The sequence below is a fragment of the Streptomyces zagrosensis genome, from assembly GCF_014203645.1.
Taxonomy (GTDB): Bacteria; Actinomycetota; Actinomycetes; order Streptomycetales; family Streptomycetaceae; genus Streptomyces; species Streptomyces zagrosensis.
Genome location: NZ_JACHJL010000009.1, coordinates 262,016 through 288,548 on the forward strand (window position 1 = coordinate 262,016; position 26,533 = coordinate 288,548).

At 70.8% G+C, this 26,533-nt stretch carries 16 protein-coding genes and 1 pseudogene; 9 read left to right on the plus strand and 8 right to left on the minus strand.

Annotation, left to right across the window (positions count from 1 at the left end; genetic code table 11):
• Positions 1-78: 78 nt before the first annotated feature.
• Complete coding sequence (locus FHS42_RS19065; RefSeq protein WP_184573442.1) at positions 79-1,002, minus strand: serine hydrolase; 924 nt, start codon at positions 1,000-1,002, stop codon at positions 79-81.
• A 466-nt stretch (positions 1,003-1,468) separates the two neighbouring features.
• Positions 1,469-1,657: a DUF6104 family protein gene (locus FHS42_RS19070; protein ID WP_184573443.1), complete on the minus strand. Its 189-nt coding sequence runs from the start codon at positions 1,655-1,657 to the stop codon at positions 1,469-1,471.
• A gap of 332 nt (positions 1,658-1,989) precedes the next feature.
• Between FHS42_RS19070 and FHS42_RS19075 the strand changes: the two genes are divergently transcribed.
• The 8 genes from FHS42_RS19075 (at position 1,990) to fxsT (ending at position 16,154) form a co-directional block, all read left to right on the plus strand.
• Positions 1,990-2,349, plus strand: coding sequence for a CU044_2847 family protein (locus FHS42_RS19075; protein ID WP_221476650.1), 360 nt, complete (start codon positions 1,990-1,992; stop codon positions 2,347-2,349).
• A 5-nt stretch (positions 2,350-2,354) separates the two neighbouring features.
• A complete protein-coding gene (locus FHS42_RS19080; RefSeq protein WP_184573444.1) occupies positions 2,355-4,496 on the plus strand; it encodes a VMAP-C domain-containing protein in 2,142 nt (713 codons plus the stop codon).
• 262 nt (positions 4,497-4,758) lie between these two features.
• Entirely contained in the window at positions 4,759-5,766 is a 1,008-nt protein-coding gene (locus FHS42_RS19085; RefSeq protein WP_221476678.1) for an AAA family ATPase, read from the plus strand.
• A gap of 4 nt (positions 5,767-5,770) precedes the next feature.
• On the plus strand, positions 5,771-9,205 hold the full coding sequence (locus FHS42_RS19090; RefSeq protein ID WP_184573445.1) for an SAV_2336 N-terminal domain-related protein: 3,435 nt from the start codon (positions 5,771-5,773) through the stop codon (positions 9,203-9,205).
• A gap of 87 nt (positions 9,206-9,292) precedes the next feature.
• On the plus strand, positions 9,293-9,577 hold the full coding sequence (gene fxsA, locus FHS42_RS39150) for an FxSxx-COOH cyclophane-containing RiPP peptide (RefSeq protein WP_246494966.1): 285 nt from the start codon (positions 9,293-9,295) through the stop codon (positions 9,575-9,577).
• Positions 9,578-10,085: 508 nt separating this feature from the next.
• Positions 10,086-11,273 carry an FxsB family cyclophane-forming radical SAM/SPASM peptide maturase gene (locus FHS42_RS19100; RefSeq protein ID WP_184573583.1) on the plus strand — a complete coding sequence of 396 codons (1,188 nt, stop codon included), beginning with the start codon at positions 10,086-10,088 and terminating at the stop codon, positions 11,271-11,273.
• Positions 11,270-13,015 (plus strand): aKG-HExxH-type peptide beta-hydroxylase, encoded by a 1,746-nt coding sequence (locus FHS42_RS19105; RefSeq protein WP_184573446.1) that lies wholly within the window; start codon positions 11,270-11,272, stop codon positions 13,013-13,015. Before FHS42_RS19100 ends, FHS42_RS19105 begins: the two co-directional genes overlap by 4 nt.
• Positions 13,016-13,154: 139 nt before the next feature.
• Complete coding sequence (gene fxsT / locus FHS42_RS19110; protein WP_184573447.1) at positions 13,155-16,154, plus strand: FxSxx-COOH system tetratricopeptide repeat protein; 3,000 nt, start codon at positions 13,155-13,157, stop codon at positions 16,152-16,154.
• A 261-nt stretch (positions 16,155-16,415) separates the two neighbouring features.
• Here the strand turns inward: fxsT and FHS42_RS19115 are convergent, their stop codons facing one another.
• The 6 genes and pseudogenes from FHS42_RS19115 to FHS42_RS39390 all read right to left on the minus strand — a co-directional run.
• Positions 16,416-20,288 carry a multifunctional oxoglutarate decarboxylase/oxoglutarate dehydrogenase thiamine pyrophosphate-binding subunit/dihydrolipoyllysine-residue succinyltransferase subunit gene (locus tag FHS42_RS19115; RefSeq protein ID WP_184573448.1) on the minus strand — a complete coding sequence of 1,291 codons (3,873 nt, stop codon included), beginning with the start codon at positions 20,286-20,288 and terminating at the stop codon, positions 16,416-16,418.
• A gap of 239 nt (positions 20,289-20,527) precedes the next feature.
• Positions 20,528-21,742 carry a sensor histidine kinase gene (locus tag FHS42_RS19120; protein ID WP_184573449.1) on the minus strand — a complete coding sequence of 405 codons (1,215 nt, stop codon included), beginning with the start codon at positions 21,740-21,742 and terminating at the stop codon, positions 20,528-20,530.
• Positions 21,739-22,362, minus strand: coding sequence for a hypothetical protein (locus tag FHS42_RS19125; RefSeq protein WP_184573450.1), 624 nt, complete (start codon positions 22,360-22,362; stop codon positions 21,739-21,741). Before FHS42_RS19125 ends, FHS42_RS19120 begins: the two co-directional genes overlap by 4 nt.
• A 402-nt stretch (positions 22,363-22,764) precedes the next feature.
• Positions 22,765-23,514 carry a response regulator transcription factor gene (locus FHS42_RS19130; protein WP_184573585.1) on the minus strand — a complete coding sequence of 250 codons (750 nt, stop codon included), beginning with the start codon at positions 23,512-23,514 and terminating at the stop codon, positions 22,765-22,767.
• 108 nt (positions 23,515-23,622) lie between these two features.
• Positions 23,623-24,255 carry a polyamine aminopropyltransferase gene (locus FHS42_RS19135; protein ID WP_376772634.1) on the minus strand — a complete coding sequence of 211 codons (633 nt, stop codon included), beginning with the start codon at positions 24,253-24,255 and terminating at the stop codon, positions 23,623-23,625.
• Positions 24,256-24,786: 531 nt separating this feature from the next.
• Positions 24,787-25,047, minus strand: a pseudogene (locus tag FHS42_RS39390) (spermidine synthase); the annotation flags it as partial.
• 808 nt (positions 25,048-25,855) lie between these two features.
• Here FHS42_RS39390 and FHS42_RS19145 point away from each other — a divergent pair.
• On the plus strand, positions 25,856-26,494 hold the full coding sequence (locus tag FHS42_RS19145) for a rhomboid-like protein (RefSeq protein WP_184573451.1): 639 nt from the start codon (positions 25,856-25,858) through the stop codon (positions 26,492-26,494).
• The last annotated feature ends 39 nt before the right edge of the window (positions 26,495-26,533 follow it).

Here is a 26,533-nt window from a genome sequence, read left to right on the forward strand (position 1 = left end):
TGCCTGCCTGCCTGCCTGCTGGCCTGCCTGGCCTGGCCGGCGCCGAGCGGCTTTCCGCGCGGTGCCGGCCGGGGCCGACTAGCGCGGCACCTGCGGGTGCGTCTCCTGCGGGGTGCGGGTCGGCGCGTACCGCGGGGCCGACTTTGACGTGCTGGGGCGCAGGTCCTTGTGGACGGCGCGGGCCACGGCCTGGATGGCGTTCACGCCATCTTGCATGGTGCGGTTGTCGTGGGTGAGCACCGTGATCGTGTAGTCCTTGCCGCCGCCGGTGAACGCCCCGATGCTGTGCACCCGCCAACCGTGCGTGGAGCGGGACAGCCAGCCGTTCTTCACATGGATCTTGGTGCTGCTCGGCGCGCCCGCGGGGGTGCCCCAGCGCTGCGCGGTGACGACCTTGTTCATCAGGCCCAGGATGTACGACCGTGAGGCGTCGGTGAGCACCTTGTTCTTGGTGGTGAGCAGGTGCAGGAGCTGCTGCTCGTCGCGTGCGGTGATCTGGGTCAGCCCCCAGTAGCCGCCGCTGCCTGGCACCGTCTTGGTCATTCCGGCAGCGCGTAGGAAGTTCTTCACTCGGGTCGCACCGAGCTGCTTCCACAGCGTGCTTGTCGCGTCGTTGTCCGACTTGGTGATCATGGCCGTGGCCAGTTTGGTCTCGCGTTGTGTCAGCTTGCGCTTGCTCTTTTGGGCATCCCACAGGAGGGTGCCGAGCACGGTGACCTTTACAACGCTCGCTGAGTCGTACTTCTGATCCGGGCGCAAGGTGCACACCGTGCCCGTGCTCTTGTCGCGCAGCGCCACCGCCGCCGTCGCCTGCCGGCCCTTCAGGGCTGCCGTGATGTCCTTGGTCAGCTTGGCGGCGAGTCCCGACTTGGTCGAGGAACAGACGGGCCGCGGAGCCGCTGCGGACGCGGTCCCGGCCGTTGCGATCGGCGTGAGCACGCCGGCGGCCAGCGCCATGGCGAGCGCCCCTTGGGCAGAGCGGGATATTCGGTAATGCGGCATGGGTGATTCCCCCGTGGTTGGCAGTGCGTCGTGCACCGCTGGCATGCGTGATCAGCGCACCCTGATGCGCCGGTCTGTATGACAGGCCGGAGGCATCGAAAGGTTGTGTGAATGCGTGCGATTTTTGTGACGGATGTGGCGGCAACTCGCTGCGCGGACCGTCCTTGGGCCCGACTGCCACGTGGGGCGTTGGCTGCCCGTTACGTACGGTGATGGCTGCTGGCCTACGGAGCGCCGGCCGATTCCGCGTGCTGACTGCCGGCTGCCGGCTGCCGGCCATGGGGAGGGGCTGCTGTGCTCAGCACGGCACTCGGCCTGACGGGGCAGGCTCGTACCAGGTCAACAGCGGTGGCGGCGGGCGATGAGCGCACCTGCGCAACGCATCCCATGACGCGATGCGCATCAGGTGCGCGATGCGCACCCCCGTGACGCGAAGGACACCCCGTGCCGCGAACGTGCCGGGTGGCTACTCGTCGTCTTCGTCGTCCTCGTCATCCAGTCGGGCAAGCCAGGTGGCCAGCCGATCCACCGGAATCTCGAAATCCGGGTTTAGGTCGACGAACTCGCGCAGCCGCTCGGCGAGCCACTCGAAGGTGACCTCTTCCTCGCCGCGCCGCTTCTCCAGTTCCTCGATGCCGCGGTCGGTGAAGTACAAGGCGCGCTCCGCAAGAGACGAGACAGACGATGGGAACCGGGCCGGGCGATGGGACAAGGGCCCGGCCGGTCTCCGCCAAGAATAGGCGCTGCCTCTGATCGACCCCAGCCCTGTCCCGTCCAGCCCCGTCCACTCCACTCCAGTCCCGTCCCGTCCGCTCCAGCCCCGTCCGCTCCAGTCCCGTCCCGTCCTGCCTGGCTCAGCGGGCCGGCCCCGCGCCCCCGCGCGGTCCGCGCCGTGTGCGTCCGCCGTCCGGACACTATTGGCCCGGACTCTCGCGCCCTTACCGCCCACCGGATAGCCTTTTCCAACGGTTGGGGAGCGGGGGCGTAATGGGCGAGGACATCACCCGTGTGGAACTGCCGGACGGGACGCCGGTCTGGGCAAGAATCTCCGGTGTCGAGGAGCTCACAGGGGGCGCACGGGGCACTTACTCGGACACTGGCTTGGCCGAGCGCGTAGCCGCGCGGATGGAGAGCCTGGACGGGCTCGTCACCGGCGTCGCGCGCTCGCTCGCCGACTCGCTGCGCGCGGCACGGCCCGACCAGGTCACCGTCTCCTTCGGCATCGAACTAACGGCACGGGCCGGCAAAGTCGTGGGCCTCCTCGCGGACGGCGAGGCCAAGGGGGCGATCACGGTGACACTGAGTTGGCAGGGTGGGCCACCGGCCGACCTCGGGTCGGGCGGGTGAGAAGGGTGAGCACCGGGGGCGCACAGGACACCGACGCGGACCCCTTCGAGACCCTGGCCCCCCTCGTTGCCGCGGCGACGGTACGCATCCACGCCCCGGGCACCGGGTATGCCCCGGACGGGCTGGCTCCGCGGCCCTGGGGCAGCGGCTTCTTCATCGCCCCGAACTGGGTGCTCACATGCGCCCACGTGGCCATGCGGGGGAAGGGAGGCGGGCGTGCGGTGGGGCTGAGCTTCGCGGGGCGTACGGTGCCTGGCGTTGTCGAGTGGGCACAGCCGGAGGACAACCCGGCGGGTGGCCTGTGGCCCGCGCCCGACCTGGCCTTGATCCGGATGTTGGAACCGGCACCGCACGGCTGCGTATGGCTCTCCGAGCGCACGGCCAAGGTCTTCACCCGTAAGGAAGTCGCCTTCTTCGGCTGCACCGAGGAGGACGGCGAGATCGAGGACATCAGCGGACGCTGCACCATCAGGGGCGAACTGGGCACGGACGGCAGGCTCAAGCTCGGCAACGAGGACGAGATGCCCGAGGGCTGTTCCGGCGGGCCCATCGTGGACCTCGACCGCGGTGAGGTCATCGGCGTACTCAAGGCCAGGCGCGGCAACGGCCGCGACGGCGGTTTGGCCATCTCCGTCGTCCAGCTCCGCCGGGCGCCGGCGGCGGGGGAGCCGGTCCACTGCGAGCGCGATGACCTCTACCAGCGCGTGCTGCACGCACATGACCGCTACCACGCCGACCAGCACCGCAACGACCATGTGGGCCGCAACACCTGGACCGATGGGCAAAGCGACCTACGGGCCACCGCAAGCCGCGCGCTGACGCCAGGCCAACGCACCGAAATACTGGGCCTGTTGGCCGAGCTCCCGCCGCCGGTCAGCGCCCGCAGCCTGGACGAGTTGGTGACCGGGTTGCGCGGCCAGTCCTACGAGGGGCGGCTGCCCGCTCCGCGCGGCTGGCGCGATGGCATCGGCCTCCTGTACGACCTACGGCAGGGCCGCAGCGAACTGGAGGCCGTGCTGCGCTACGCGGTACACGCCGCGACCGCCGACCGGCCCTACCCCGCGGCACCCGGCGCCGAGCGCGCGCTGTGGGAATGGGCCGCACGGGCCGCTGCCGACGCGGAGTTGCCGCGCGCCTTTCGTAACGCGCTCGGCGGCGAGTGGGCCGCGCGGCTGCGGCTGCGCCGGGACACCGTCTCCGCCGACGCGGGGGCGGCACCCAAGGGCGGATACGGGCTTGGTCTCGGCGCGGCGGACTCGATGACCGTGCCCCAGGAAGGCGCGGCCCGCTCACACACCCTGCTGGAGATCATCCCGCGTGGTTGGGAGCGCGACAGCTACGACTGGCGGGTGTGCGTCGCACGCCCGTCCGGCGAACTCGTTTCGGTGGATGAGGACTTCGGGGTACGGGGACTCTTGCACCAGCCGCCCGAACCGCCGGAGCGGCTCCGGGCGGCGCTAGCCGAATCCTTCCGGCGCGGCGACGAGCCCGGCCGCCCGGTGACGCTGCAAGCCGCCTTGCCCTACGCACTGTTGGGCTTTCCCGTGGACCAGTGGCGGGTCCCGCCGCACGAGAATGACCCACTCGGCTGCGTACGCCCCGTCGTCGTGCGCTGTGCCGATCGGGAACTGGCAGACATGCCCGGGCTGGTCGGGGGCGTGGCGGCGGAGCTGGTCGGTGAGGCGGGTGAGGACACCACGCCGCGCCAGTCCCGGTGGAAGCGGGCCCATGTGGGCCCCATGCGGCCCTTCGTGCTCGACTGTGACTCCGGGCGGCCCGAGCCGGTGCCCGACCTCGCCGACCTGCTCGCCTGGGACAGCTTCTTGATCCCGGTGCTGTGCCGCGCCGCCGACCCGGGGGCCGACCCGGGCGCCCTGCGCCAGGTCATGGAAGGCGGCCACGATGTGGTGTTGTGGCGGCGGGAACCGGTGGGCAGGCACGGGGTGTGCGCGGACTTCCACCGGGGCGCGACCGGCACCGTGTCCAATGCCGGGCAGGCCGACCGGCTGCCGGCCGCCGTCTGGCGACTGCGCGCCGACCTGGACGCCGGCGTACCCGAGGCGTATTGGGCCGAGGGCGTCGCGCTGCTCTACGACGACCCCACGCGCCCGTTGCCCGGTACCGATCAGCCGCTGGAGGCGCCATGACAGCCCGGTCGAGCACTCCCTTACGCGTCCCGCCCACGCGCGATGCGTTTCAGCGCTACCGTCGAGTCAACGTCGGCGCTCCCGCCATCGACAACCGAGCGACGAGGAGCAAGCTGTGACTGCGCCTGAGAGCAATCCGGACCTCAGCCCTGCCTCGTCCGGGTCCCCGAAACCATCCACCATCGACGCCCGTGGCGCCGCCGGCGGGGCTGACGCTGCCGACGGCGCTGGTGGCGGTGGCCGGGGGGCCGCCAGTGAATGGCTGATCTACCGGGGTACGGGAGAGCCGCACCCCGGCATCTCCGCGCTCCCCAAGCCGCCCCCCTGGCGGGACTTCGACGGCGCCCCGCTGGTCGAGCCGGGACCCGAGACCGACAGTGCCTCCACCCGCAGGCTCGGCGCATACCGCCATATGGCCGCCCTGCACCGGCCAAGCGGCGAGGAACTGGAGATCATCAACGCGGCGTTGTACCTGCGTCGCCCACTGCTGGTCACCGGCAGCCCCGGCACCGGCAAGTCCACCCTCGCGCACGCCGTCGCCTACGAACTGGGCCTGGGTCGGGTGCTGCGCTGGCCCATCGTCAGCCGCACCACGCTGGTGGACGACGGGCTCTACCGCTACGACGCCATCGCACGCCTCCAAGACACCCAGATCGCCGCCAGCAGCCGCGGCACGGGCGGCGCCGGGGCGGTGAGCGTCCCCGGCGGCATCGGCAGCTACATCCGGCTCGGCCCGCTCGGCACCGCGCTGCTGCCGACCACCAAGCCGCGAGTGCTGCTCGTCGATGAGCTGGACAAGAGCGATATCGATCTGCCCAACGACCTGCTGAACGTGCTCGAAGAGGGCGAGTTCGAGATACCAGAGCTCCAGCGGCTGGCCGAGCGCGAGCCCGAGGTGGATGTGCTCACCGACGACGGGGCCAAGGTCACCGTCAGGGACGGCCGAGTGCGCTGCCGGGCCTTCCCGTTCGTCGTCCTGACCAGCAACGGTGAGCGGGACTTCCCTGCCCCGCTGCTGCGCCGCTGCATCCACCTCGAACTCGGCCAACCCGACCACGAGCGTTTGGCCACCGTGGTCCGCGCCCACCTCGGCGAGGAACTGGCGCGCGTCGGCGACGACCTCATCCTGCGCTTCCTGGAACGCTCCCGCAGTGAACTCCTCGCCACCGACCAGCTCTTGAACGCCATCTACCTCACGCACCACGCGGCACCGCCCACCCGCAACAGGCTCGCCGACATGCTTATCCAACGCCTCGACCGGCCCAGGTGACGCCATGCAGGCCAGGCAGGACCCAGCCGCGCGGACCGGCCGCGGCCCCAGCCCGCTCGCCGATCTCATCGAAGTGTTACGCGGTGCCGGTTTGAACCCGGCACTGGGCGAGCTGGCCGACGCGCTGTGGCTGGCCCGCTACGCGCGCCCCGACGTTGGGCCACAGACCGCCACCGCGCACGCCGCCGACCCGCGCGCCGCACCGCCGGCCGGCGCCGACGCCACCCCCGGAGCCGACAACACCGCGCGCCCTGGCCCCGGGGACGGCACCGAGCCCGGGGCCGACCCGCAGGACGAGTCGCCGTCCGACGACGGCCACCCCCAGCCGGGCGACGGCGCCGCCCGCGCCACCCGCGTCTCCCTCTACCCCGGCACGGCACCACCAGCCGGCGCCAGACCCGGCGCCGGCCCCCGGGCGGCCTTCCGCGGCCCTGGCCGCCGCGGCGTGCCCATCGGCGTGCCCGAGGCCGCCGTCCTCCCGCGGCTACTGGAGCTCCAGCGCGCACTGCGCCCCCTCCAGCGCTACCGGGCCGCGGCCCCGCCGCTGCGCCGCGTCCTGGACGAGGAGCGCACAGCCGACCACAGCGCGCGGGCCGGGGGCCTGGTGATCCCCGTGTTCCGCCCCGTGCTGCGCGGCGACGCCTCGCTCCAGCTTTTGATGGACGCCTCGTCATCGATGTACGTATGGCAGCGCATGCTCAGCGAACTCCAGCAAGTTTTCGGGCAATTAGGAGCCTTCCGGGATGTGACGGTGCAATACCTTCACCAGGCCCCGGACGGCGCGCCCGCCATCAGCCGCCGCTTCGAACCCGACGCCGCCGCCCTGCGCTCCGCCGACCAGCTCACCGACCCCACCGGACGCCGCGTCACCGTCCTCGTCAGCGACTGCGCTGGCCCGCTGTGGCGTAGCGGCGAGGCGCACCGCCTGGCATACCGGCTGCTGCGGCACGCCCCGGTCGCCGTCTTGCAACCGCTGCCGCAGCGGCTGTGGGCCCGCACCCGGCTGCCTGCGTCGTTCGGCGCCCTCATGCACGGCGACGGGCCGGCATCGTCGGCGCCGCTGCACTTCATCTCCGCCGCAGGAACCCCCGCAGCCCAAGGCGCTGGCAGCCGCGACGACCCGCGCCGCGCGGGCGCGGTCCCGGTGCCCGTGCTGCCCCCGGCAGCCGCCGCGCTCGGGGCCTGGGCCCGGCTGCTGACCGGTACCGGGTCCGGGCCGGTGGAAGCCGCTGTCGGCTGGGTCAGGGCCGACCAGCCGCCCGCGCCACCGGCCCGAGCGCGCGGCCCGCTCTCCGCGACGCAACTCGTCAGCCGGTTCCGCGCCACCGCATCCCCGGGAGCGGGCCAACTCGCCATCTACCTGGCCGCCGCACCGCTGTTCCTGCCCGTCATGCAGCTCGTCCAGCGCACCATGCTGCCCGATTCAGGACCCGCCGAACTCTCCGAAGTGCTGCTCGGTGGGCTGCTGCGGCGCCGCGACCGAGAGGCCGGCGACGACAGCCGCTGGTACGCCTTCGCGGACGGTGTGCAGGAGGCACTGCTCGGCTCCCTGGGCCGAGACGAGGCGCTGCTGGTACTCAAACACTGCTCGGAGTACGTCGAACAACGGTTCGGCAAGGGCGGCCCCAACTTCCCCGCCCTGGCCATCGCCCAACTCGCCGTCGCGGACGGGACGCGGGGCGCCACCGCCAACGGGCTGCCACGGGGCGATGACCCGGAGCACGACGCGCAGGCCCGGCCGGCGCAGCCCTTCGCCGAGGTCGCCGCGCGGGTCCTGGAGCGCTTCATGCCAGACGCCCCCACACAGGGCGTATCGCTGACCCGCGAGGAGCCCCCCCGCTCGCTTGCGGTGTGCCAAGCGACACTGCTCGTCGAGCGCTTCGAGGCGAATGGCATGGTGCAAAACCTGCTGGACGCCGTTCAGTTGCTGCGCCGGGCGGCGGCCCAGCAGCGTTCACTGGCCCAGGGCATCGACCCCGAACTGTGGAGCGACCTCGCCCAAAACCTGCTGCGGCTCTGGCGGCTGCGCGGCGGCATCGACCTGCTGCGCGAGGCGCAGGATGCCGCGCAGACCGCCGCCTCCTACCCCGGTTCGGTGCCCGCACGCACGGTGCTCGCCCGGGTGCTGCACGCAGCCGCCGGCGATCGCCGCGCGGCCGGCGACCCGCGCGGCGCGCTCGATCTGCTGCGCCGGGCCGATCGCGAGTTCACCGCGGTGTGCGCCAGCGTCGGGTTGGCCACGGGCGAGGCACTCGCGGTCACGCTCGATCGGGTGCGGGTGCTCGAAGAGCAATGGCAACTCGGCGGCGACAGCGCGCTGCTGGAGGAGAGCGTCGGCATGCTGGAGGCGTTCGCCGACGCCTGGCCGGTGAGCAGGCCCCAACCCAGCGGGCTGTCCCTGGCGCGCGGCCGGGCGTTGCTGCGGCTGGCCAGGTCGGCGCCCGACCGCGAGCGCGCCCGCACCTACGCCCAGCAGGCCGCCACCTCGCTGGAGCGCGGGCGCACCGGGCTCACCGCCGAGGGCGCGTCCGCGGACGCCCGTGCCAGGGCCGCACTCGATGTGGTGGACGCGCTGCTGGTCGCCGGGGAGCGGTTGGAGCGAGCCGGCGCCATAGTGGCCGACGCGCTCGCGCTGGCCCCGAGCCGACAGTTGCGGGCGGAGTGCCTGGCCCGGGATGCGCGGTTGTGCGTACGGCGGTACGAGTCGGCCGGCGAAACCGGCGGCGATACGGCCGAACTGGATGCAGCGGCCGACCGGTTCGCGGACGCCAGCCGGTTGCTCACCCGCGACTGCACCGGCTACAGCGATCTGATCGCCGAGTGGGGCGCGGTGCTCATCGAGCGCGCCGACCGGCCCGGTGGCGGCGCGTACGTCTCCGATGCGGTACGGGTGCTCAGGGACTGCCGCATGGAGACGCCGGCCGGCGACGCCCGGCTGCCGGAACGGTTGCTGATGCTCGGCCGCGCCCTGGCGATCCGCTATCGGGAAGCAGAGGACATGGTCGATCTACGCGAGTCGGAGTACCTGTTCGGGCTGGCCGCGCACAGCGCCACAGAACCGCTGCTGCGGGCCCGCTGCTGGCTCAACCTGGGCGAGGCCCATCGCAGCACTTACCGGTACACCCGGCGCGCGGAGCGGCTCGACCAGGCGGCCGACGCGTACCGCCGCGCCGCTGAGGCGGCCAGCGCATCCGACGGCGGAGCACAAGGCGGCGCGGACCGGGCCGAGGGGCCCGCTGCTCCGCGCGGGGAGGCGGCACGCCTTGCGGCCACGGCGCACCACTGGCGCGGTGTCGTCTACGAGACGGGCCAGCGCCCCCGCGCGGCACGCGCCGCGTACCAGGCGGCCATCGCACGGTGGCGCACACTGCCGGACGGCGGCGGAGCGCTGGCCGAACGGACCGCGGAGCGTCTCGCGGACCTGGCCCGCGTCCGATAACCCACCGCTCCACCGGCACAAGAGTTTCCACGACCATCCGCCGGGGAATCTCTGGTGGGCCGCGACGCGGGGAGGATGAGGCGTGACATGAGCAGGGACAGCACCGCACACGAGAGCACCACAGGCGAGCCGAGCGCCCTGGCACCCCCGGTCACGCGGGCCCCGGTCATGGCGGCCCCGGCCACGCAGGCCCCGGTCAGGCAGAGCTGTCAAACCGTCGAGGCCACGGACCAGTTGCCGGACCTCTTGAGCCTGGATCTCGCCACTTTACGTACCCTGGAGCACCCCGTCCTGGACGAGGTGCTCGGAGAGTTACGCGGCCGGGTGGCGCAGCCGCGGGAAATGCTCTGGGCGTTCAACAGCGCCTGCTGACAGGGCAGCTGGCCGCGGAAGCTGCGTCCCTGACGGCCGCTGTGTGCACCGGCGCACGCCCTGCGGTCGCACCGCCTTCGAGCTACCAGAAACGGTCGGTCCCCGGTGCACGGGCCCGCACGCATGCTTTCGGTCCAATGCAGTGGGGTAATGGACACATGGGAGCCGAACGGGTTGTGGAGCGGCGCCGAGTGGGATGCTGCGCGACGTGCGTGGCCGCGTTCGGTACGCGACACACGACGGCCCACGCGGCTGCGCGTCCATGGGGCTATGGAGCCATAGGGCTATGGAGCCACGGGGCTATGGAGCCATGCGGAACCGGGATTTCCACTGATCGGGCCCGGCACGCAGGGCCCTGCGCAGTGCGGCAGGGGACCAAGGGGGACGAGGAGTGGCGCACGGAAAGGCGGGGGAGCGGCGACCCCAACCCACCGCCGCCAGGCCCGCCTGCCCGCCACACGCCCCCGGACTCGGCGCGGCGGACCCCCCGGGCGAGCCGCCCACGAGCCTGAGCAAGCCGGACACCCTCAGTACGACGGCCGCCGCCGTCCCCTTCCAGCAGTTCATCCTCAAAGTCAACGGGCGGTGCAACCTCAACTGCCGTTACTGCTACCTCTACTCGGGCCCCGACACCGGCTGGCGGCGCCGGGCGGCCGTCACGAGTGAGCGCGTGCGGGCGCGTACCGCCTACCGCATCGCCGAGCACGCCGCCGAGCACGGACTGCGGGAGATATCCCTTGTGCTGCACGGCGGAGAGCCGCTGCTGGCCGGGGCGGCCGAGGTGGCCGCCATCGTCGAGCGGGTGCGCGCCGCCGTGCCTGCCAACTGCACGGTGCGCGCCGTCATACAGACCAACGGCACCCTGCTCACCGACGCCGGGCTGCACACCTTGGCCGCCAGCGGCATCCGGGTCGGGGTCAGCCTGGACGGCGGTTTGCAGCGGCATAACCGGGCTCGGGTCGATCATGCCGGGCGGCCCTCGTGGACGGCCGCCACGCGGGGCCTGCGGCTGCTGGCCGAGCGCCACCCGGACGCGTACGCCGGTGTGCTGTGCGTCGTGGATGCGACCTTGGACCCGGCCGAGGTGTATGGGTCGCTGCTTGGCTTCAGCCCGCCGATGCTGGACTTTTTGCTGCCGCACGGCAACTGGAGCGCACCCCCGCCCGGGCTGCCCGGCGTCGATGCGCACGGCGAACCGGCTCCTCGGGAGCAGCCTGTGCCGTACGGCAATTGGCTGTGTGCCGTGTTCGACCAGTGGTGGCTCGCGGATCGGCGCCGGGTGCGGGTGCGGTTGTTCCAGGAGTGCCTGGCGCTCCTGCTCGGGCTGCCTGCCGCGACCGAGTCGGTCGGGCTCCAGCCGTTCACGGCGGCGGTGGTGGAGACCGACGGCACCATCGAGCAGAGCGACGCACTGAAGTCCGCCTACGAGGGCGCCGCCGCCACCGGCCTCGATGTCTTCCGGCACTCCTTCGACGACGCGCTGGCGCACCCGGGCATCGCTGCGCGGCAGGCCGGTGCCGACGCGCTCGCGCCAAGCTGTCTGCGCTGTCCCGTGGTGCGGGTCTGCGGTGGCGGGCACTACGCCCACCGATACCACCACGGCGCAGGCTTTCGTCACCCGTCTGTGTACTGCGCGGACCTGCGCCACCTCATCGAGCACATCGCGGGCCGACTCGCCGAGGCGGCAGGCGCGTGAACGACCGGGTCCCGCCGTGGATGCTCCGCGAACTCGGCAGGGCCGAGGGCGGAGCACAGACCTTGGGCGTCCTGATAGCCGGGCAGCGCACCCGCAGGCTGTTGCTGGTGCGATTGCTTTTGGACGCGGTACGAGCCGCCCCGCCCACCGTGCTCGCCCCCTCGGCCGCGGCGCTGGCCCGTGAGCACTGGGCGCTCCTTGAGGCCGCCGACCGGGCCGCTCCCGACCTGGCCCGCGCGACCTTGTACTACCCGCTGGTCGGGCCCTGGGCCGAACGCTGCGTCCGGCTGCTCACCACGCCGCCGCACGAGATGCCGCCGGCCCCCGCCGATCAGGCGGCTCCGCGCATCGCGGATGACCTCGCCCACCTCGGGGGACTGGCCGTCGTCGCGGCGGCGCGTGCTGGCATAGGGTTTCGTGCCCTGCTCGCCGTGCGGGACGGCTGGGTGCCGCTGCCCGCGCTCGGCGCGCTGCGGATACGGCCCCATGCCGAGGTGCCACCCGCCGTGGCGGGTCCCGTGTCCCTCGCTGGCCAGGCGCACCCTGCTGTCCCTGCTGTCCCTGCGGCACCAACAGGCCCTGCGGCCCCACTTGAGCGCGTAACCCGGTCCGGGCGCGAGCCGGGCGCAGACCCCGGCCCTAGCGCCAGCCCCGGCCCTAGCACGAGCCCCACCCCCAGCTCCGGTCCCGGCACTGACCCCGTTCGGGGCGACGCCATCGACGCCCCACCGCGCACCGCTGGGAACGGCCCGCGCGGACACCCGCCGCACGCCCCGTGGCCGCCCGATGTCGCTGGACCCGGCCCCGACTATGGCCCGCGTCCCGGCCCTGGGCGCACCGTCGAGGTTCGGGGCGCGGACGGGGTGCTGACCGTGATCGGGCCCGGCCTCCCTCCGGTCGTGCTGCGGCCCGATGGGCACGGCGGATGGCGCTCGGACGATCCACGCTGGCATCCCGCGCACGCGCTGGAGGAGGCACCACATCGGGTGGTCCTCGATGACAGCGACCCGTATCGCGCGGTGGACAACGCCCTGAAGCGGCACGGCCTGTTCGCCTTCGGCACGCTGACGCCCGGCGAGCGGGAGCAGTGGCAGACGATGTGGCGCGCGGCGCTGCCGATGCTGACCGTCGGCGGGCAGCGCCCGCTGGTTGACGCCGGCCTCTTGGACTGTGTGGTGCCGATGACCCGCCCACCCGAAGTGCCGCCGCGCGACGGCAACGGCGCGCACTCCAGCGGCACCCGCAGGGAGGCGTTCGGCGCGGTATTGGCCAGCGCCCCCAGCGGACCCGCCTCCCTCGCGGCCACCTTGGTGCACGAGCTGCATCACGCCAAGCTCTCCGCCGTCAGTGACCTCGTCCCGCTGCACACCGCCAACTCCCCACGCCACTACTGGGCCCCCTGGCGCCCCGACGCCCGCCCCTTCGACGGGCTGCTGCAAGGGGCGTACGCCCATCTGGCGCTGGCCGACTACTGGCAGCGCGTGGCGCTTGCCCCGGTCGGCGCCGAGCTACGCGACCAGGCGTGGGCCGAGCACGCCAGATGCCGGGAGCAGGTTGGGGCGATACTGCCCACACTGTCCGGCTCGCACCAACTCACCGAGCCGGGCCGGATGGTGGTCAACGAGTTGGCCGCACTGCACACTCGAATGAAGGGCAAGCCCCCTCCAGCCAGGTATCTGGCGCGTGCTGCGGCCTATGTGGAAACGGCCCGTCTCACCTGGCGGAGGCAGCACACACGATGAACTGCCCCGTGGTGAAACGCAGGTGTATGTTCCCCATCACAGGAGCTGACGGGCCGTCTGAGGCCCGCGCGCTGTTCGTATCGCATGGAGCAATACGCGCTGTTCGTATCGCATGGAGCAATGCAAGGGAGACGGTCGGATGGCCGTAGTGCGAAAGTCACCCGCTGCCGCCGAGCGGCAGCCCGTCACCGTCAGCTTCGCCGGTTTCAACCGGGCCTGGGCGGCCTGGATCGGTGACCGGCTCGAACGTCATGGTCACCGGGTGTCCTTCCAGCGCTGGGACCCGCCGGTCGAGACGCCGTTGGAAGACTCGCTGCGCGACCTGCTGCTCGCCGACGGACGTGTCCTGCTCATCCTCAGCGACTGGTACTTCCAACTCGGCCCCCGCTCGCACGACGACTGGAACAAGGCGTTGCGTGCCGTCGTCGTCCCCCACACCGACCGGTTCGCTGCCATCACCGTCACCAACGCCGCGATGCCCACCGCAACCGCCGCCCTCAACGTCGCCGAACTCGGTGCGGCAGGACCACGCGAGGCCGAACGCCGACTCCTCGCCCGCCTCGGCACTCCCTACAGCGTGACGCCCAGCACTGCGGCCGAGCCCACCGGCCCGCGCTTCCCCCGCGACCAACCCCGGGTGTGGGGCGGCGTACCGCGCCGCAACATCCGCTTCACCGGCCGCGAGGGCTTGCTCAGCGAGATCTACCACCAGCTCAACCAGGCCGAGTCAGCCGCCGCCGTGGTCACCCTGCTCGGCATGTCCGGCGTCGGCAAGACCCAGACGGCCGCCGAGTACGTGTACCGCTTCGGCTCCGAGTACGACATGGTCTGGTGGGTCCCCGCCGACCAGCGCGGCACACTGCGCCAACGACTGGCCGAACTCGCCCCGGCACTCGGCCTGAGCGCGGGACCCGAGTACGGCGAGCGGCTGCGGGCCGTACACGACGCGCTGCGCCGCGGCACTCCGTACAGCCGCTGGCTTTTGATCCTCGATGGCGCGGACGAGCCGGAAACCGTCGCCGACCTGCTGCCCAGCGGCCCCGGGCATGTGCTGATCACCTCGCAAAACCGCGATTGGGACGAGCACAACACCTCCCTCGTGGAGATCCCCGTCTACGGCAGGGACGAAAGCGTGGCGTTCGTGCGGCGCAGGGCGCGGCGCATCGGCCCGCACGAAGCGGACCTGCTCGCGGATGCGCTCGGTGACCTGCCGCTGGCCCTGGACCAGACCGCAGGCTCCCTCAACGACTCCACGATGCCGGTCCCGGAGTACATCGAACTGCTGCGCAACGGCGCGGACATCGAGGTCGGTCTGAAGGTGGCGGCCGACTTCCCGATGACCTACTACACCGCCTTCTCCATACTGCTCAACCGGCTGCGCGAGTCCGTGCCCGAGGCGGTGGACCTGCTGCGGCTGTGCTCCTTCTTCGCCCCCGGCCCGGTGCCGCTGGGGCTGCTGCGCGAACTGCCCGCGCGCGATCTGCCCGAGCAGTTGCGCGGGCTGATGGACGACCCGTTGCGCTGGACGTCGTCGATCAGCAAGCTCGTGCAGTATTCGGTGGTCCGCACCGAAAACCCGCAAGAAGGCACCGACGAACCCATCGCCGGCACCGAGGTGTTGCACCTGCACCGCATGGTGCACCAGACGGTACGGGCCGGCATGCCGGACGAGGACCGCGAGGAATACTCCCGGGTGGCCCGCAGGGCGCTGGCCAACTCCGACCCGGGCCGCCCCACCGACACCCGGCTATGGCCCCGGTACGCCGAACTGGTACCGCACCTGGAGGCATCCGGCTCGCTCACCAGCACGCACGGCGCGGTGCAACGCCTGGTCATGAACTGTCTGCGTTATCTCTTCCTCAGCGGCGAGTACCGCGCCGGGCTCCAGATCGCCGACCGGGTCGCGCCGGCGTGGCGCGAACTCCTCGGCCCCACCCATCCGCGCGTGTGGGACTTGGCCTACCACCACGTCAACTTGCTGCGTGTGGTCGGCCGGTACAGCGAGGCGGAACGCCTCGACCGGGCCGCCGTTGACCACCTGCGGGCGGAACGCGGCCAGCAGGACCTGGACCTGCTGCGCGCGGCTACCGGGCTCGCCGCCGACCTGCGCGCGCTCGCCCGCTACGACGAGGCGCTCCAGCTCCAGCAGACGGTGCTGGATGAGTACACCGAACTCGTCGGCGAGCAGGACTCCCGCACCCTCGGCGCGCTCAACAACCTCGCCGTCTCCTACCGCGTACTCGGCCGCTACGAGGAGGCCCTGGAGATGGATCGGCGGGCGCTTGAGGCCCGCCGGGAGCATCTGCGGCCCCGGCACAACTGGACCCTGTTCTCCGAGATCAACTACGCCTGGGACCTACGCCTGCTCGGCCGCTACGAGGAGGCCATCTCCATCCAGGAGCAGAGCGTCACAGCGCACCAGGACGTGATGGGGTCCGACAACCCGCAGACCCTACGTGCCGAACACAACCTGGCCATGTGCCAATACCGGCTGGGAGAGCGCGCCCGGGCCATGACGCTGCTGGCCGACACGTTGGAACGCTGCGAGCGCGTCCTTGGCGACGAGGACCCGCTGACGCTGATGGCCGCCTCCAGCTACGGCTGTATGCAGCGCGAGCACGGGGACCTCGACCTGGCGCGCCACCTGGGGGAGCGGGTGCTCACCCGCTACCGCGAGATGCTCGGCCACCGCCACCCGTACGCCGTTGGCAGCTCCGTCAACCATGCCCTGGTGCTACGCGCGGCCGGTGAGCGCCAGTCGTCGGAGATGCTGATCGAGGAAGCGCTGGTCACGATGGCCGACACGGTCGGCGAGCGCCATCCGTGGACCCTGGGCATCGCCCTCAACGCCTCCGCCACCCGCAACCTGGCGGGCGACCCGGAGGGCGCCGCGGACCTGAGCCGCAAGACGGGCCGACTGGCCGCCGAAATGCTGGGCGCGCGGCACCCGTTGTCGCTGTCATGTCAGGTGGCGCTCGCGGCCGACCTGCGAGCGCTACGGGACCGCCAACAGGCCGACAAGGTGGAAGAGGCAGCCCTGAGCGCCTTGTCCGCCACCCTCGGCCCCCAGCACGTCCACACCATCTCGGCCCGCTCCCGGGCCAGGCCGTTCTGGGACTTCGAGAACCACGCGCACTAGCAGGGTGAGGGAGGCCTGCCGGACCTGATTGCGCCGGTGAGTGCCAGGTCCGGGGCGGAGCCGAAGCAGCCGCAGAGCAGCGCTCATCTCCTCAGCCGTGCTACCGCAGGCCTGCCTTCGCCGTGCTATCACCAAGCGCCGCGCTTGGCGCACACCGAGGGCCCGGCTCCCCGATTGTCACGGGGAGCCGGGCCCTCGATTGGTGAGTTCCTACGGTGGTGCGGTGCGAACCGCTCCGCACCGGTCGTAGCGCGTCGCAGGCTAGAGGTCGAACACCTCGTTCACCAGCGCCTGCTGCTCGGCCTGGTGGCGCTTGTTGGAGCCAACGGCCGGGGAGGAGGAGTGCGACCGGGAGACCCGGCGCAGCCGCTCGGCCGGCGGCAGGTCGGCGCCGACACCCAATTCCAGGTGGTCGATCAGGTTCAGCGCGATGAACGGCCACGCACCCTGGTTGGCGGGCTCCTCCTGGGCCCACACGTACTGCCGCACGCCCGGGTACTTGGCCATCTCGGCCTGGAGCTCCTTGCCGGGCAGCGGGTACAGCCGCTCGATACGCACCAGCGCCGTATCGTTCGCGCCCCGCTTGTCCCGCTCGGCCACCAGGTCGTAGTAGACCTTGCCGGAGCAGAAGACGACCTTGTGCACGTTCGCCGCATTGGCCTCGGCAACCGGGTCGCCGATCACCGGGCGGAAGCCGCCGGTGGTGAACTCCTCCGTACTGGAGGACGCCGCCTTCAGCCGCAGCAGCACCTTCGGGGTGAAGATGATCAGCGGCTTGTGGTGCGGGTTGTGCACCTGCCAGCGCAGCAGGTGGAAGTAGTTCGACGGCAACGTCGGCATGGCGACGGTCATGTTGTTCTGCGCGCACAGTTGCAGGAAGCGCTCGGGGCGGGCCGAGGAGTGGTCCGGGCCCTGACCCTCGTAGCCGTGCGGCAGCAGCAGCGTGACGCCAGAGGTCTGGCCCCACTTCTGCTCGGACGAGGAGATGAACTCGTCCACAACGGTTTGCGCGCCGTTGACGAAGTCACCGAACTGCGCCTCCCACATGACCAGCGACTCCGGCCGGGCCAGCGAGTAGCCGTACTCGAAGCCCATCGCCGCGTACTCGCTGAGCAGCGAGTCGTAGACGTTGTACCGGGCCTGGTCATCGGCCAGGTACAGCAGCGGGGTGTAGTCCTCGCCGGTCTCACGGTCCACCAGTACGGCGTGCCGCTGGCCGAAGGTGCCGCGACGGGAGTCTTGACCCGCGAGCCGCACCGGGGTGCCTTCCATCAGCAGCGAGCCGATGGCCAGGGTTTCGCCCATGCCCCAGTCGATCGTGTCGTCCTCGATCATCGCCATCCGGCGCTGGAGCTGCGGCAGCAGCCGGGGGTGGACGGTGACCCGATCGGGGATGTTGACCTGGGACTCGGCGATCCGCTTGACGACCTCCTGGGAGATCGCGGTTTCCACATGCACCGGGAACTCGGCCTGTGGCTGCGGCACCTGGGTCGGGGCCGGGGCCGACGTGGCGTCCCTGACCTCGGTGAAGACCTTCTCCAACTGACCCTGGAAGTCCTGTAGCGCCTGCTCTGCCTCTTCCAGCGTGATGTCGCCCCGGCCGATCAGCGACTCGGTGTACAGCTTGCGCACCGAACGCTTCTTGTCGATCAGGTCGTACATCAGCGGCTGGGTGAAACCGGGGTTGTCGGTCTCGTTGTGGCCGCGACGGCGGTAGCAGATCAGGTCGATGACCACGTCCTTGTTGAACGCCTGCCGGAACTCGAAGGCCAGCCGCGCAACGCGCACCACGGCCTCCGGGTCGTCACCGTTCACGTGGAAGATCGGCGCCTCGATCATGCGGGCCACATCGGTGGCGTACATCGAGGAGCGGGACGCGGCCGGGGCAGCGGTGAAGCCGACCTGGTTGTTGATGACGATGTGCACGGTGCCGCCGCAGCGGTAGCCGCGCAACTGCGACATGTTCAGCGTCTCCGCGACGACGCCCTGCCCCGCGAAGGCCGCGTCACCGTGCAACTGGAGCGGTAGGACGGTGAAGTCCGTGCCGCCCTTGCCGATGATGTCCTGCCTGGCGCGTGCAACACCCTCGACGACCGGGTCCACCGCTTCCAGGTGGGAGGGGTTGGCGGTGAGCGAGACCTGAATCTGCTCGCCGTCCAGGCCCGTGAAGGTGCCCTCGGCGCCCAGGTGGTACTTCACGTCACCGGAGCCGTGCATCGACTTCGGGTCGAGGTTGCCCTCGAACTCGCGGAAGATCTGCGCGTACGACTTGCCGACGATGTTGGCCAGCACGTTCAGCCGACCACGGTGGGCCATGCCGATGACGACCTCGTCGAGACGCGACTCGGCGGCCGAGTCGATCACGGCGTCGAGGAGCGGAATGACCGATTCGCCGCCCTCAAGCGAGAACCGCTTCTGCCCGACGTACTTGGTCTGCAAGAACGTCTCGAACGCCTCCGCGGCGTTCAGCCGACGCAGGATGCGCAGCTGCTCCTCGCGCTCCGGCTTGGAGTGCGGGCGCTCCACCCGGTCCTGAATCCACTTGCGCTGCTTCGGGTCCTGGATGTGCATGAACTCGATGCCGGTGGTGCGGCAGTACGAGTCGCGCAGCACGCCCAAGATGTCGCGCAGCTTCATCATCGACTTGCCGGAGAAGCCACCGACCGCGAACTCGCGCTCCAGGTCCCACAGCGTGAGCCCGTGCTCGGTGATGTCGAGGTCGGGGTGCTTGCGCTGGCGGTACTCCAGCGGGTCGGTGTCGGCCATGACGTGGCCGCGGACCCGGTAGGAGTGGATCAGCTCGAAGACCCGCGCCGCCTTGGTGACGTCGTCGTCGTGTGAGGCGTCGATGTCCCGCAGCCAGCGGATCGGCTCGTACGGGATGCGCAGCGACTTGAAGATGTCGTCGAAGAACTCGTTCTCGCCGAGCAGCAACTGGTTCATCACGCGCAGGAACTCGCCGGAGGCGGCGCCCTGGATCACACGATGGTCATAGGTGCTGGTCAGCGTCATGACCTTGGAGATACCGAGCTTGTTCAGGGTGTCCTGTGAGGTGCCCTGGAACTCCGCCGGGTAGTCCATCGCGCCGACGCCGATGATCAAGCCCTGGCCGGGCATCAGACGCGGCACGGAGTGCACGGTTCCGATGCCACCGGGGTTGGTCAGCGACGCGGTGACCCCGGTGAAGTCGTCCATCGTCAGCTTGTTGTCCCGGGCGCGGCGGACGATGTCCTCGTACGCCTGCCAGAACTCGAAGAAGTTGAGCGCCTCAGCCTTCTTGATGGCTGCGACGACAAGCTGCCGATCACCGTTCGGCTTCACCAGGTCGATGGCGAGGCCGAGGTTGATGTGCTCCGGCTTGACCAGGGTCGGCTTGCCGTCCTTCTCGGTGAAGGAGTTGTTCATCGTCGGCATGGCCTTCAGCGCCTGCACCATGGCGTAGCCAATCAGGTGCGTGAAGGACACCTTGCCGCCGCGGGCGCGCTTGAGGTGGTTGTTGATGACGATGCGGTTGTCGAACAGCAGCTTCACCGGCACTGCGCGCACGGACGTGGCCGTGGGCAGCTGAAGCGAGGCGTTCATGTTCTTCGCCACGGCCGCTGACGGGCCGCGCAACGTCACCAGCTCCGGCCCGCTGCTCGGCTCGGCCGGCTGAGGGGTGGCCTTGCCCTTGGGAGCGGGCCGGTCGGCAGGCGTGGCCTTGGCCGCTGCTGCCTTGCCGGGCGCTTCCTCGGCGGGCGCTGGCGGCGCCGCGGCGGGTTGTGCTGGCGCAGGCGCCGGGGCGCTGGCCGCGGGGGCCGCCGGCTGTGCCGGGGCCTGGGCCGGCGCCTGAGGGGCGCTTGCGGGCGTCTGCGGTGCGGCTGGGGCGGCAGCGTTCGATGCGATCCCGCCTTCGGGGCCCGGTGGAGCGACTACTCCTCCCGCCGCTGTTGGGGCCGACGCCCCGTCTTTGCCTGGCTTGTAGTCGGCGAAAAAGTCCCACCAGGCTCGGTCTACCGAGTTCGGGTCCTGGAGGTACTGCTGGTAGATCTCGTCAACGAGCCACTCATTGGGTCCGAACTCGGCGGGAGGGGTCTTCCCTGGCCCGTCTTGGTCGGTCGAGATGCTCGAAGTGTTGGGGGACTGTGGCGACACGGCGGCAACCGCCCTCTTCCGCTTCCTAAGGTGGTGGACAGCGGAAATAAAGGCTACGCCTGTTGGGACGTTTGGTGCAGGCCGCACGGGCCAGGCGTCGCGTACATCACATTGATCGACGGGTTTCGGGGCATGACTTGGCGGGAAACACACGGGGTTTCCCGCGCCACACCCTTGCCAGGCCGTGACTCATCGCGCCCGCAACCTGCTGAATGTGTGCTTCCGCCACCGACCATACGTCAACGGGTCTCTCGCACGTTGCCCGGAAGAGTGACCTGTATCCGACAGCCGCGAGGGGATTCGGCCACCCCGATCCGACCACCATGCAAGTCCACCGCCCAGCGCGCGATGGCGAGCCCGAGCCCCGTACCGCCATCGCTGCTGGGACGCTTGTGCTCCGGGCCGCCGCGATTGAAGCGCTCGAAGACCCGATGCCGTTCCGCTTCCGGAATTCCGGGGCCTTCGTCCAGCACCTCAAGCAGCAGACTCTGCGGACCGTCTCCATGTCGCGCGCGCACCGTGACCCGGCCGTGCCGGGGGCTGTGTTTGACCGCGTTGTCGATCAGGTTGGCCACCACCTGATGCAGCCGCTCCGCGTCGGCGGTCGCGGTGAGGTCGGAGGGCGCGACATCCAGATGCAGATGCACGTCCCCGCGCGTGTGCGACCCCGACGAGGCGGTACTGGCTTCACTGGCCATGTTGGCCTCTTTGAGGATGCCTGCCAGGTAGGGCCACACCTCGAAAGTGCGCGCGTGCAACGGCACCACGCCGTTGTCCAACCGCGACAGATCGAGCAACTGCTCCACCAGCCGGCCGAGCCGCTGGGTTTGCTTCAACGCCGTACGCATCGTCTCCGGATCGGCATCCGACACCCCGTCCACCACGTTCTCAAGGACCGCGCGCAACGCCGTGATCGGCGTCCGCAACTCATGCGAAACGTTGGCGACCAGCTCCTTACGATGCGTGTCCACGGCCTCAAGGTCAGCGGCCATGCGATTGAACGATGCCGCCAAAGCGCCGAACTCATCCCGCCGCCCCGCCGCCCGGACCCGCCGCGTGTAGTTTCCGTGGGCCATTGCCTGGGTGACTTCCGTCATCTCGTCCAGCGGCGCGGTCAGACCGTGCGCCACGAACTGGGTGACGAGAAGTGAGGTGATGATCGAGAAGATCGTGATGATGCGGAGTTCGGTCTCGGAGCGAACCGCCACAAACACCAGGAGCGTGGTGATGATCACCGAGACGATCACCAGCGCGCCCAGCGCGGCCTTCACCGAACGGTAGGGATCGAGCGGTCGCAATGCTTCCCACAGCCAGCTCAGCGCCTCCGCGGCCCGCTTTTGCACACGGGAGCGAAACGCGCCTCGGGCAGTGGACCGCTGCTCTTTCGCACGGCACTCCTGCCCCTCCACCCGGGGCGCGTGCTCCTTCGTACGCCGCACGCCAGGCGTCTTCATGCCACACCCGCCACAAGCGCCACCCGCGACTCATGGCCCGGACCGCCCCCGAGCAGGGGTTTGCTGCCGCGTGCCGGGTCGCTGCCGCGTGCCGGGCCGCCGCTGCGCGCTGGGTTGCCGCTGCCTGTCGGGTTGCCGCTGCGCGCTGAGCTGCTGCCGCGCGCTGGATTACCTGGTGCATGCAGCGCCCCCGTGTCAGGCCCGCGGGTCGCCTGCGGCTTGGGCCCGATGTCCGTCTCGTGTGTGATGCCGGGCCAGGGAGGCGTACCCGGTCCGTTGGCTGGCGGTGGCGGTGGCGCAGGGAGAACAGGGGAACTCGCCGCCGGTGCGGTGCGCGCGGTGCTGCGGGCGATGGCCGGCACCTGGGCTATCGGGGTGCGGGTGGAGGCAGCGGCGGGGGTGGAGGCGGTGGTGGGGATGGCTGGGGTGACGCTGAGTGTGATGGCGCTGGGCGTGGTGCCTGTGCCTGTGCCTGGGCCTGCGCCTGCGCCTGTGCCGGCGAGCGTGGGGGTGCTGGTGGCGGCGGCTGAGGTGGCGCGGGGGCTGGCGCTGGTGGGCGTGGGCGCGCCGCCGGTGGGTGTCGTGGCGTGCGGGTGGGTGGCCGGGCGGATGGTGTTCATGTGGTGCCTGGTCCCGTTCGCTGGTCAGCCCGCGCGGCGCGGGGGAGCGGTGCTACTGGTCGGGTACGCAAAAGCCTTCGGGCGTGCGGAGAACGTCAGGCACCCCAGCGACCTCGAACGCATCGCACCACCCCATCATGGGCGGGCCACCCACTCGGCGGGGGCGGATTGCCCACGTGCGGTGCCAAGAGTGCGGTGCCGAGTGCACGGTGCTGGACCGGACACCCGGGTGGCCGGCGTGCGGTGTGCGGCGGTGGAGGTCGAGGCCGCGGGGGTTGGCTGGGCGTGCGGGGGTTGGCCAGGCGGCGGTGGCGGACGGGCGTGCGGTGGTGACCGAGGCCAGGTGGCTGACCGGGCGTGCGGCGGTGGACGTGCTTACGGGAGTGGCATGGCGCCCACCACTCATGCGGCGGGCGTCTCCAGGGCGTACCCCACGCCATGCACCGTACGAATGCGCTCCGCACCGATCTTGCGCCGCAGCGCCTTGATGTGGCTGTCCACAGTGCGAGTGCCGGACGCGTCGGCCCAGTCCCATACCTCGGCCAGCAACTGTTCCCGCGAGAGCACGGCACGCGGCGTGTTCGCCAGACAGACCAGCAGGTCGAACTCGGTTGGCGTGAGATGCACATCGGTGCCTCGCACACGTACCCGCCGCTGCGCATGGTCGATTTCCAACTCGCCGAGCCGCAAAATTCCGGTGCGCGGCGTATGCGCGGCCAGCGCTGCCCGCTCCACCCGGCGCAGCAACACGTGCACCCGCGCGGCTAGCTCGCGCATCGAGAACGGCTTGGTCATGTAGTCGTCCGCACCGACCCCAAGACCCACCAACATGTCGGTCTCATCGTCGCGCGCGGTCAGCATGAGGACCGGCACCGGCCGCTGCGCCTGCACTCGACGGCATACCTCTAGCCCGTCGAACCCTGGCAGCATCACATCGAGTACCAGCAGGTCAGGCTGCCACGCCTCGGCCGTATCCACCGCCGCCGGTCCGTCTCCGGCCGTACGTACCTGGAAACCCTCGGCCCGCAGCCGAGCCGCTATGGCATCGACGATCGTGGGATCGTCCTCGACGACGAGCACCCGGCGCTGCGCGCCATTGGCCCCATTGGCGGCCCCCGCGGCGCCGCCAAGGCCGTTGTGTGTTTGCTCCATATGCCCGCCCCTGCGTTGTCCCTTGCCCGGTGTACCGGGGTCGGTCATCCCTGGCTACCTTGGCCGCATTCGCTGGCATGCAGCGTAAACGCAGTGTGCGTAGCTCGGCTACGCACCGCGAATCGCAAGGTGGACGACGTCTGGGACGCCTCGGGCAACGATGATCTCTTCCGTCCGTACGGACGTGAAACCGGCATTCCGCAACGCCTCCTCAAACTCGAACGATGGCTGCGCGGACCAGATGGCGAGCACCCCGCCGGGGTTCAGCCGTTCCCGGCAGGCCGCGAGCCCCGCGGGAGAGTACAGACCACCGTTGTCCTCGGTCACGGTCCAGTCCGGCCCGTTGTCGATATCAAGACAGAGAGCGTCGTACCGCTGCGCATGGCCGGACGGGCCGAGATCGACCGGCGGCGTCGCTGCGGCAGGAGTGGCGTACGCGGCGCTGACCGCTGGTGCACCGCGCAGGTAAGCCACCAGGTCGGTGTGCAGAATCTCGGTCCGCGGATCGGCGAGGGCCTGGGCGGATAACGCGCCGAGCGGGCCGCGCAGATGCCACTCGATCACTGCCTGCTCCCGCTCGACGACCACGATCCGCCCCCATCGGTGGTCCGCCACCGCCTCCAGCAGGGAAAACCCCACCCCAAGACCGCCGATCAGGACGGCGGGGCCAAAGGCGCGTCCACCCGAACCCTCCCCCACGGGACGCTCACCGACGCCCGGCGTGCCGTGCAGGGCGCCCATGCCATGTACGTCGCGTACGCCGCGTACATCGCGATTGCCCGGGCCGACCCCGGAACGACCACGGCTGGGGCCGTCGAGGGCAGACCGACCCAGCTCCGACCTACTCTCCCCGACCTCGCCAGCCCCGGCCCGGCCGGACCCAGAATCAGCCCCACCGGTCTCGGTCTCGGTCTCGCCGTAGCTGGACCCAGAATCAGCCTCGCCGGGCCCGGGTGCGAAGGGTTCGGGTGCGAGGGATACAGGCTTGTTGGGCGTGGCTTCACCGCGCGCGAACTTGTGCGACACAGGCCCGTGAGGTGCGGCTTCGTTGTGCACGAACTCGTCGTACCCGGGGCCACCGTGTATGGACCTTCCAGCTGCTGGCTCGCCGTTTACGTCATCGTCATGAGCTAGTTCGACGGTTGCAGGCCGGGGCGTTGGCGGAAGTGTGGGCGTGGGTGGCGGCGGGAGCGCGGGCGTGGGCGGGAGCGCCGGCGCCCGCGTGGGCATGAGCGTGGACCGGCGTGTGGGCGCGGGCGCGCGGCCGTCCGGTCCGGGGCCCTCGCTCATGAAGGCTTTGTGGGCGTGGCTGTCGGCGAGGGCTGCGAGCGCGACGCGGATGAGCAGCCGCTCGGACCGCCCGTCTGAGGTGTCCATCAGGAAGCAGCCATTGGCGATGATCTCGTAGATCGCCTTCGGCTCCTGTCCACGCCGCCGCAGCACAACCTCCCCTTGGTGGCCTTGGCGCCGGTCGATGGTTACCGGCCGATCAGCGATGTCGTACGGAGCGGACTCGTACGGCGCGGCGGGCATGGTGCTGACCTCCGGATGATTTTTGGCGCGAGGTAGGTGGGTGGAACCGGGCCATTTTGGCGGCAGGTGGCGAGAGGCGGCCCACCGAGGCGGGTGCCGAGTGGGCCGGGCCGCTGGGGGAGCATCGAGAAAGGGGCTGGAACGGAGTCGGAGTGGGTGACGAGATTCAGCGGAGTTGGGTTGTTCAGAGTGATGATCATCACACTCTCTTTCTGGGGTTTGCGGCGTGCGAATGGCGCAGGGTGGTGCCAGCGCGCGGTGCCTGGCCGCGCTCCCTGCGGGAAGGGGCTCCAGGGCGGTGACCTGGTCGGGAACGGCAGCCGAAGCGGCCGATAACGCGATAACCGGTGCTGTTCTTGCCGAGGCGGCCAGCCCCCCGAATACCGAGCCTCGCCTCGCCCCTGACTCGCCCGACCCAGGCCGATCCGTGGGCTTCCTGCCTGGTTCTGCCTGCCGGCCGGCTAACTCCCCTTCGCCCGAAGAGAGGTCGCCCGATGCCGTGCGGCCCGGCGGTGTTCGACATGCCGTTGTTCGGCCTGCTTGGGCTTGGCGAAGCAGGTTGTGCTCGTCCCCGGGTCACCCGGTCGAAGTGTTGCCCATGCCACAGCGGCAGACGGCCGTCTCCGTCACCCCGGTGCTGGCGTCGGCAGCGAACGTGCCTCAGCTCGCCAAGTCCCCTAGGTTCCGGTCGCGCGCCAACCGGATTGCGTGGGGCCGTGCTGAACCGCGTTCACGGGATGGTGCTGAACGGGCGAGGCCAGCAAAACGGGGCTCCAGGTCGCCGCGGCCCGCGGTCTGGCTTGGACGGTTGGTTGCCGCCCTTCCCACACCGAGGCATACGCCGTTTACGTTCTGCTACGCGGCAGTACTCGTCCTCACCGGCCTCTTTGTGACCTTCGGCGACCCCGGCGCGGTGCACGGCGCCTTGGAAGGCTCCAGCTCCGACGCATCAAACCTCGCTCGCCGGCCGGTATTCGCGCTGGTCACAAGCGGCGTCTGGGTGGCAGGTGGGCTGGTATCACCATCCATTCTCGTCTTTCTGCTCGTGCTCAGCCTGTTGGAACGGCGGGTGGGCGGCTGGCGGACGGCTGCGGTGTTCACCCTTGGCCATGTGCTCGCGACGTTGCTGACCGAGCTGCCGGTCGCGGCTTCTGTGGCATCTGGTTATCTGCCCGCCAGCTCGCTCGACCGGCTCGACTACGGGATCAGTTATGGGCTGTTGGCGAGCTTGGCCGCGTTGACCGGGCTTCTCGCGCGCTGGGCCCGGTGGAGCGTCCTGGGGGGCGTGGGCGTCATGCTCACCCTGGATGTGATCGAGCTTGCCGACCCGCTGACCAACTGGGGTCATGTTCTCGCCGTGCTGATCGGTCTGGCCTGTTGGTCGCCGTTGCGCAGCCGCGTGGCGCCTCACCGCGAGGCGAACCGGTATCCCATGCGCAGCCAATGACCGGCACCGCCCGATGCCGGGCGGGCGCTCCGTTCGCCG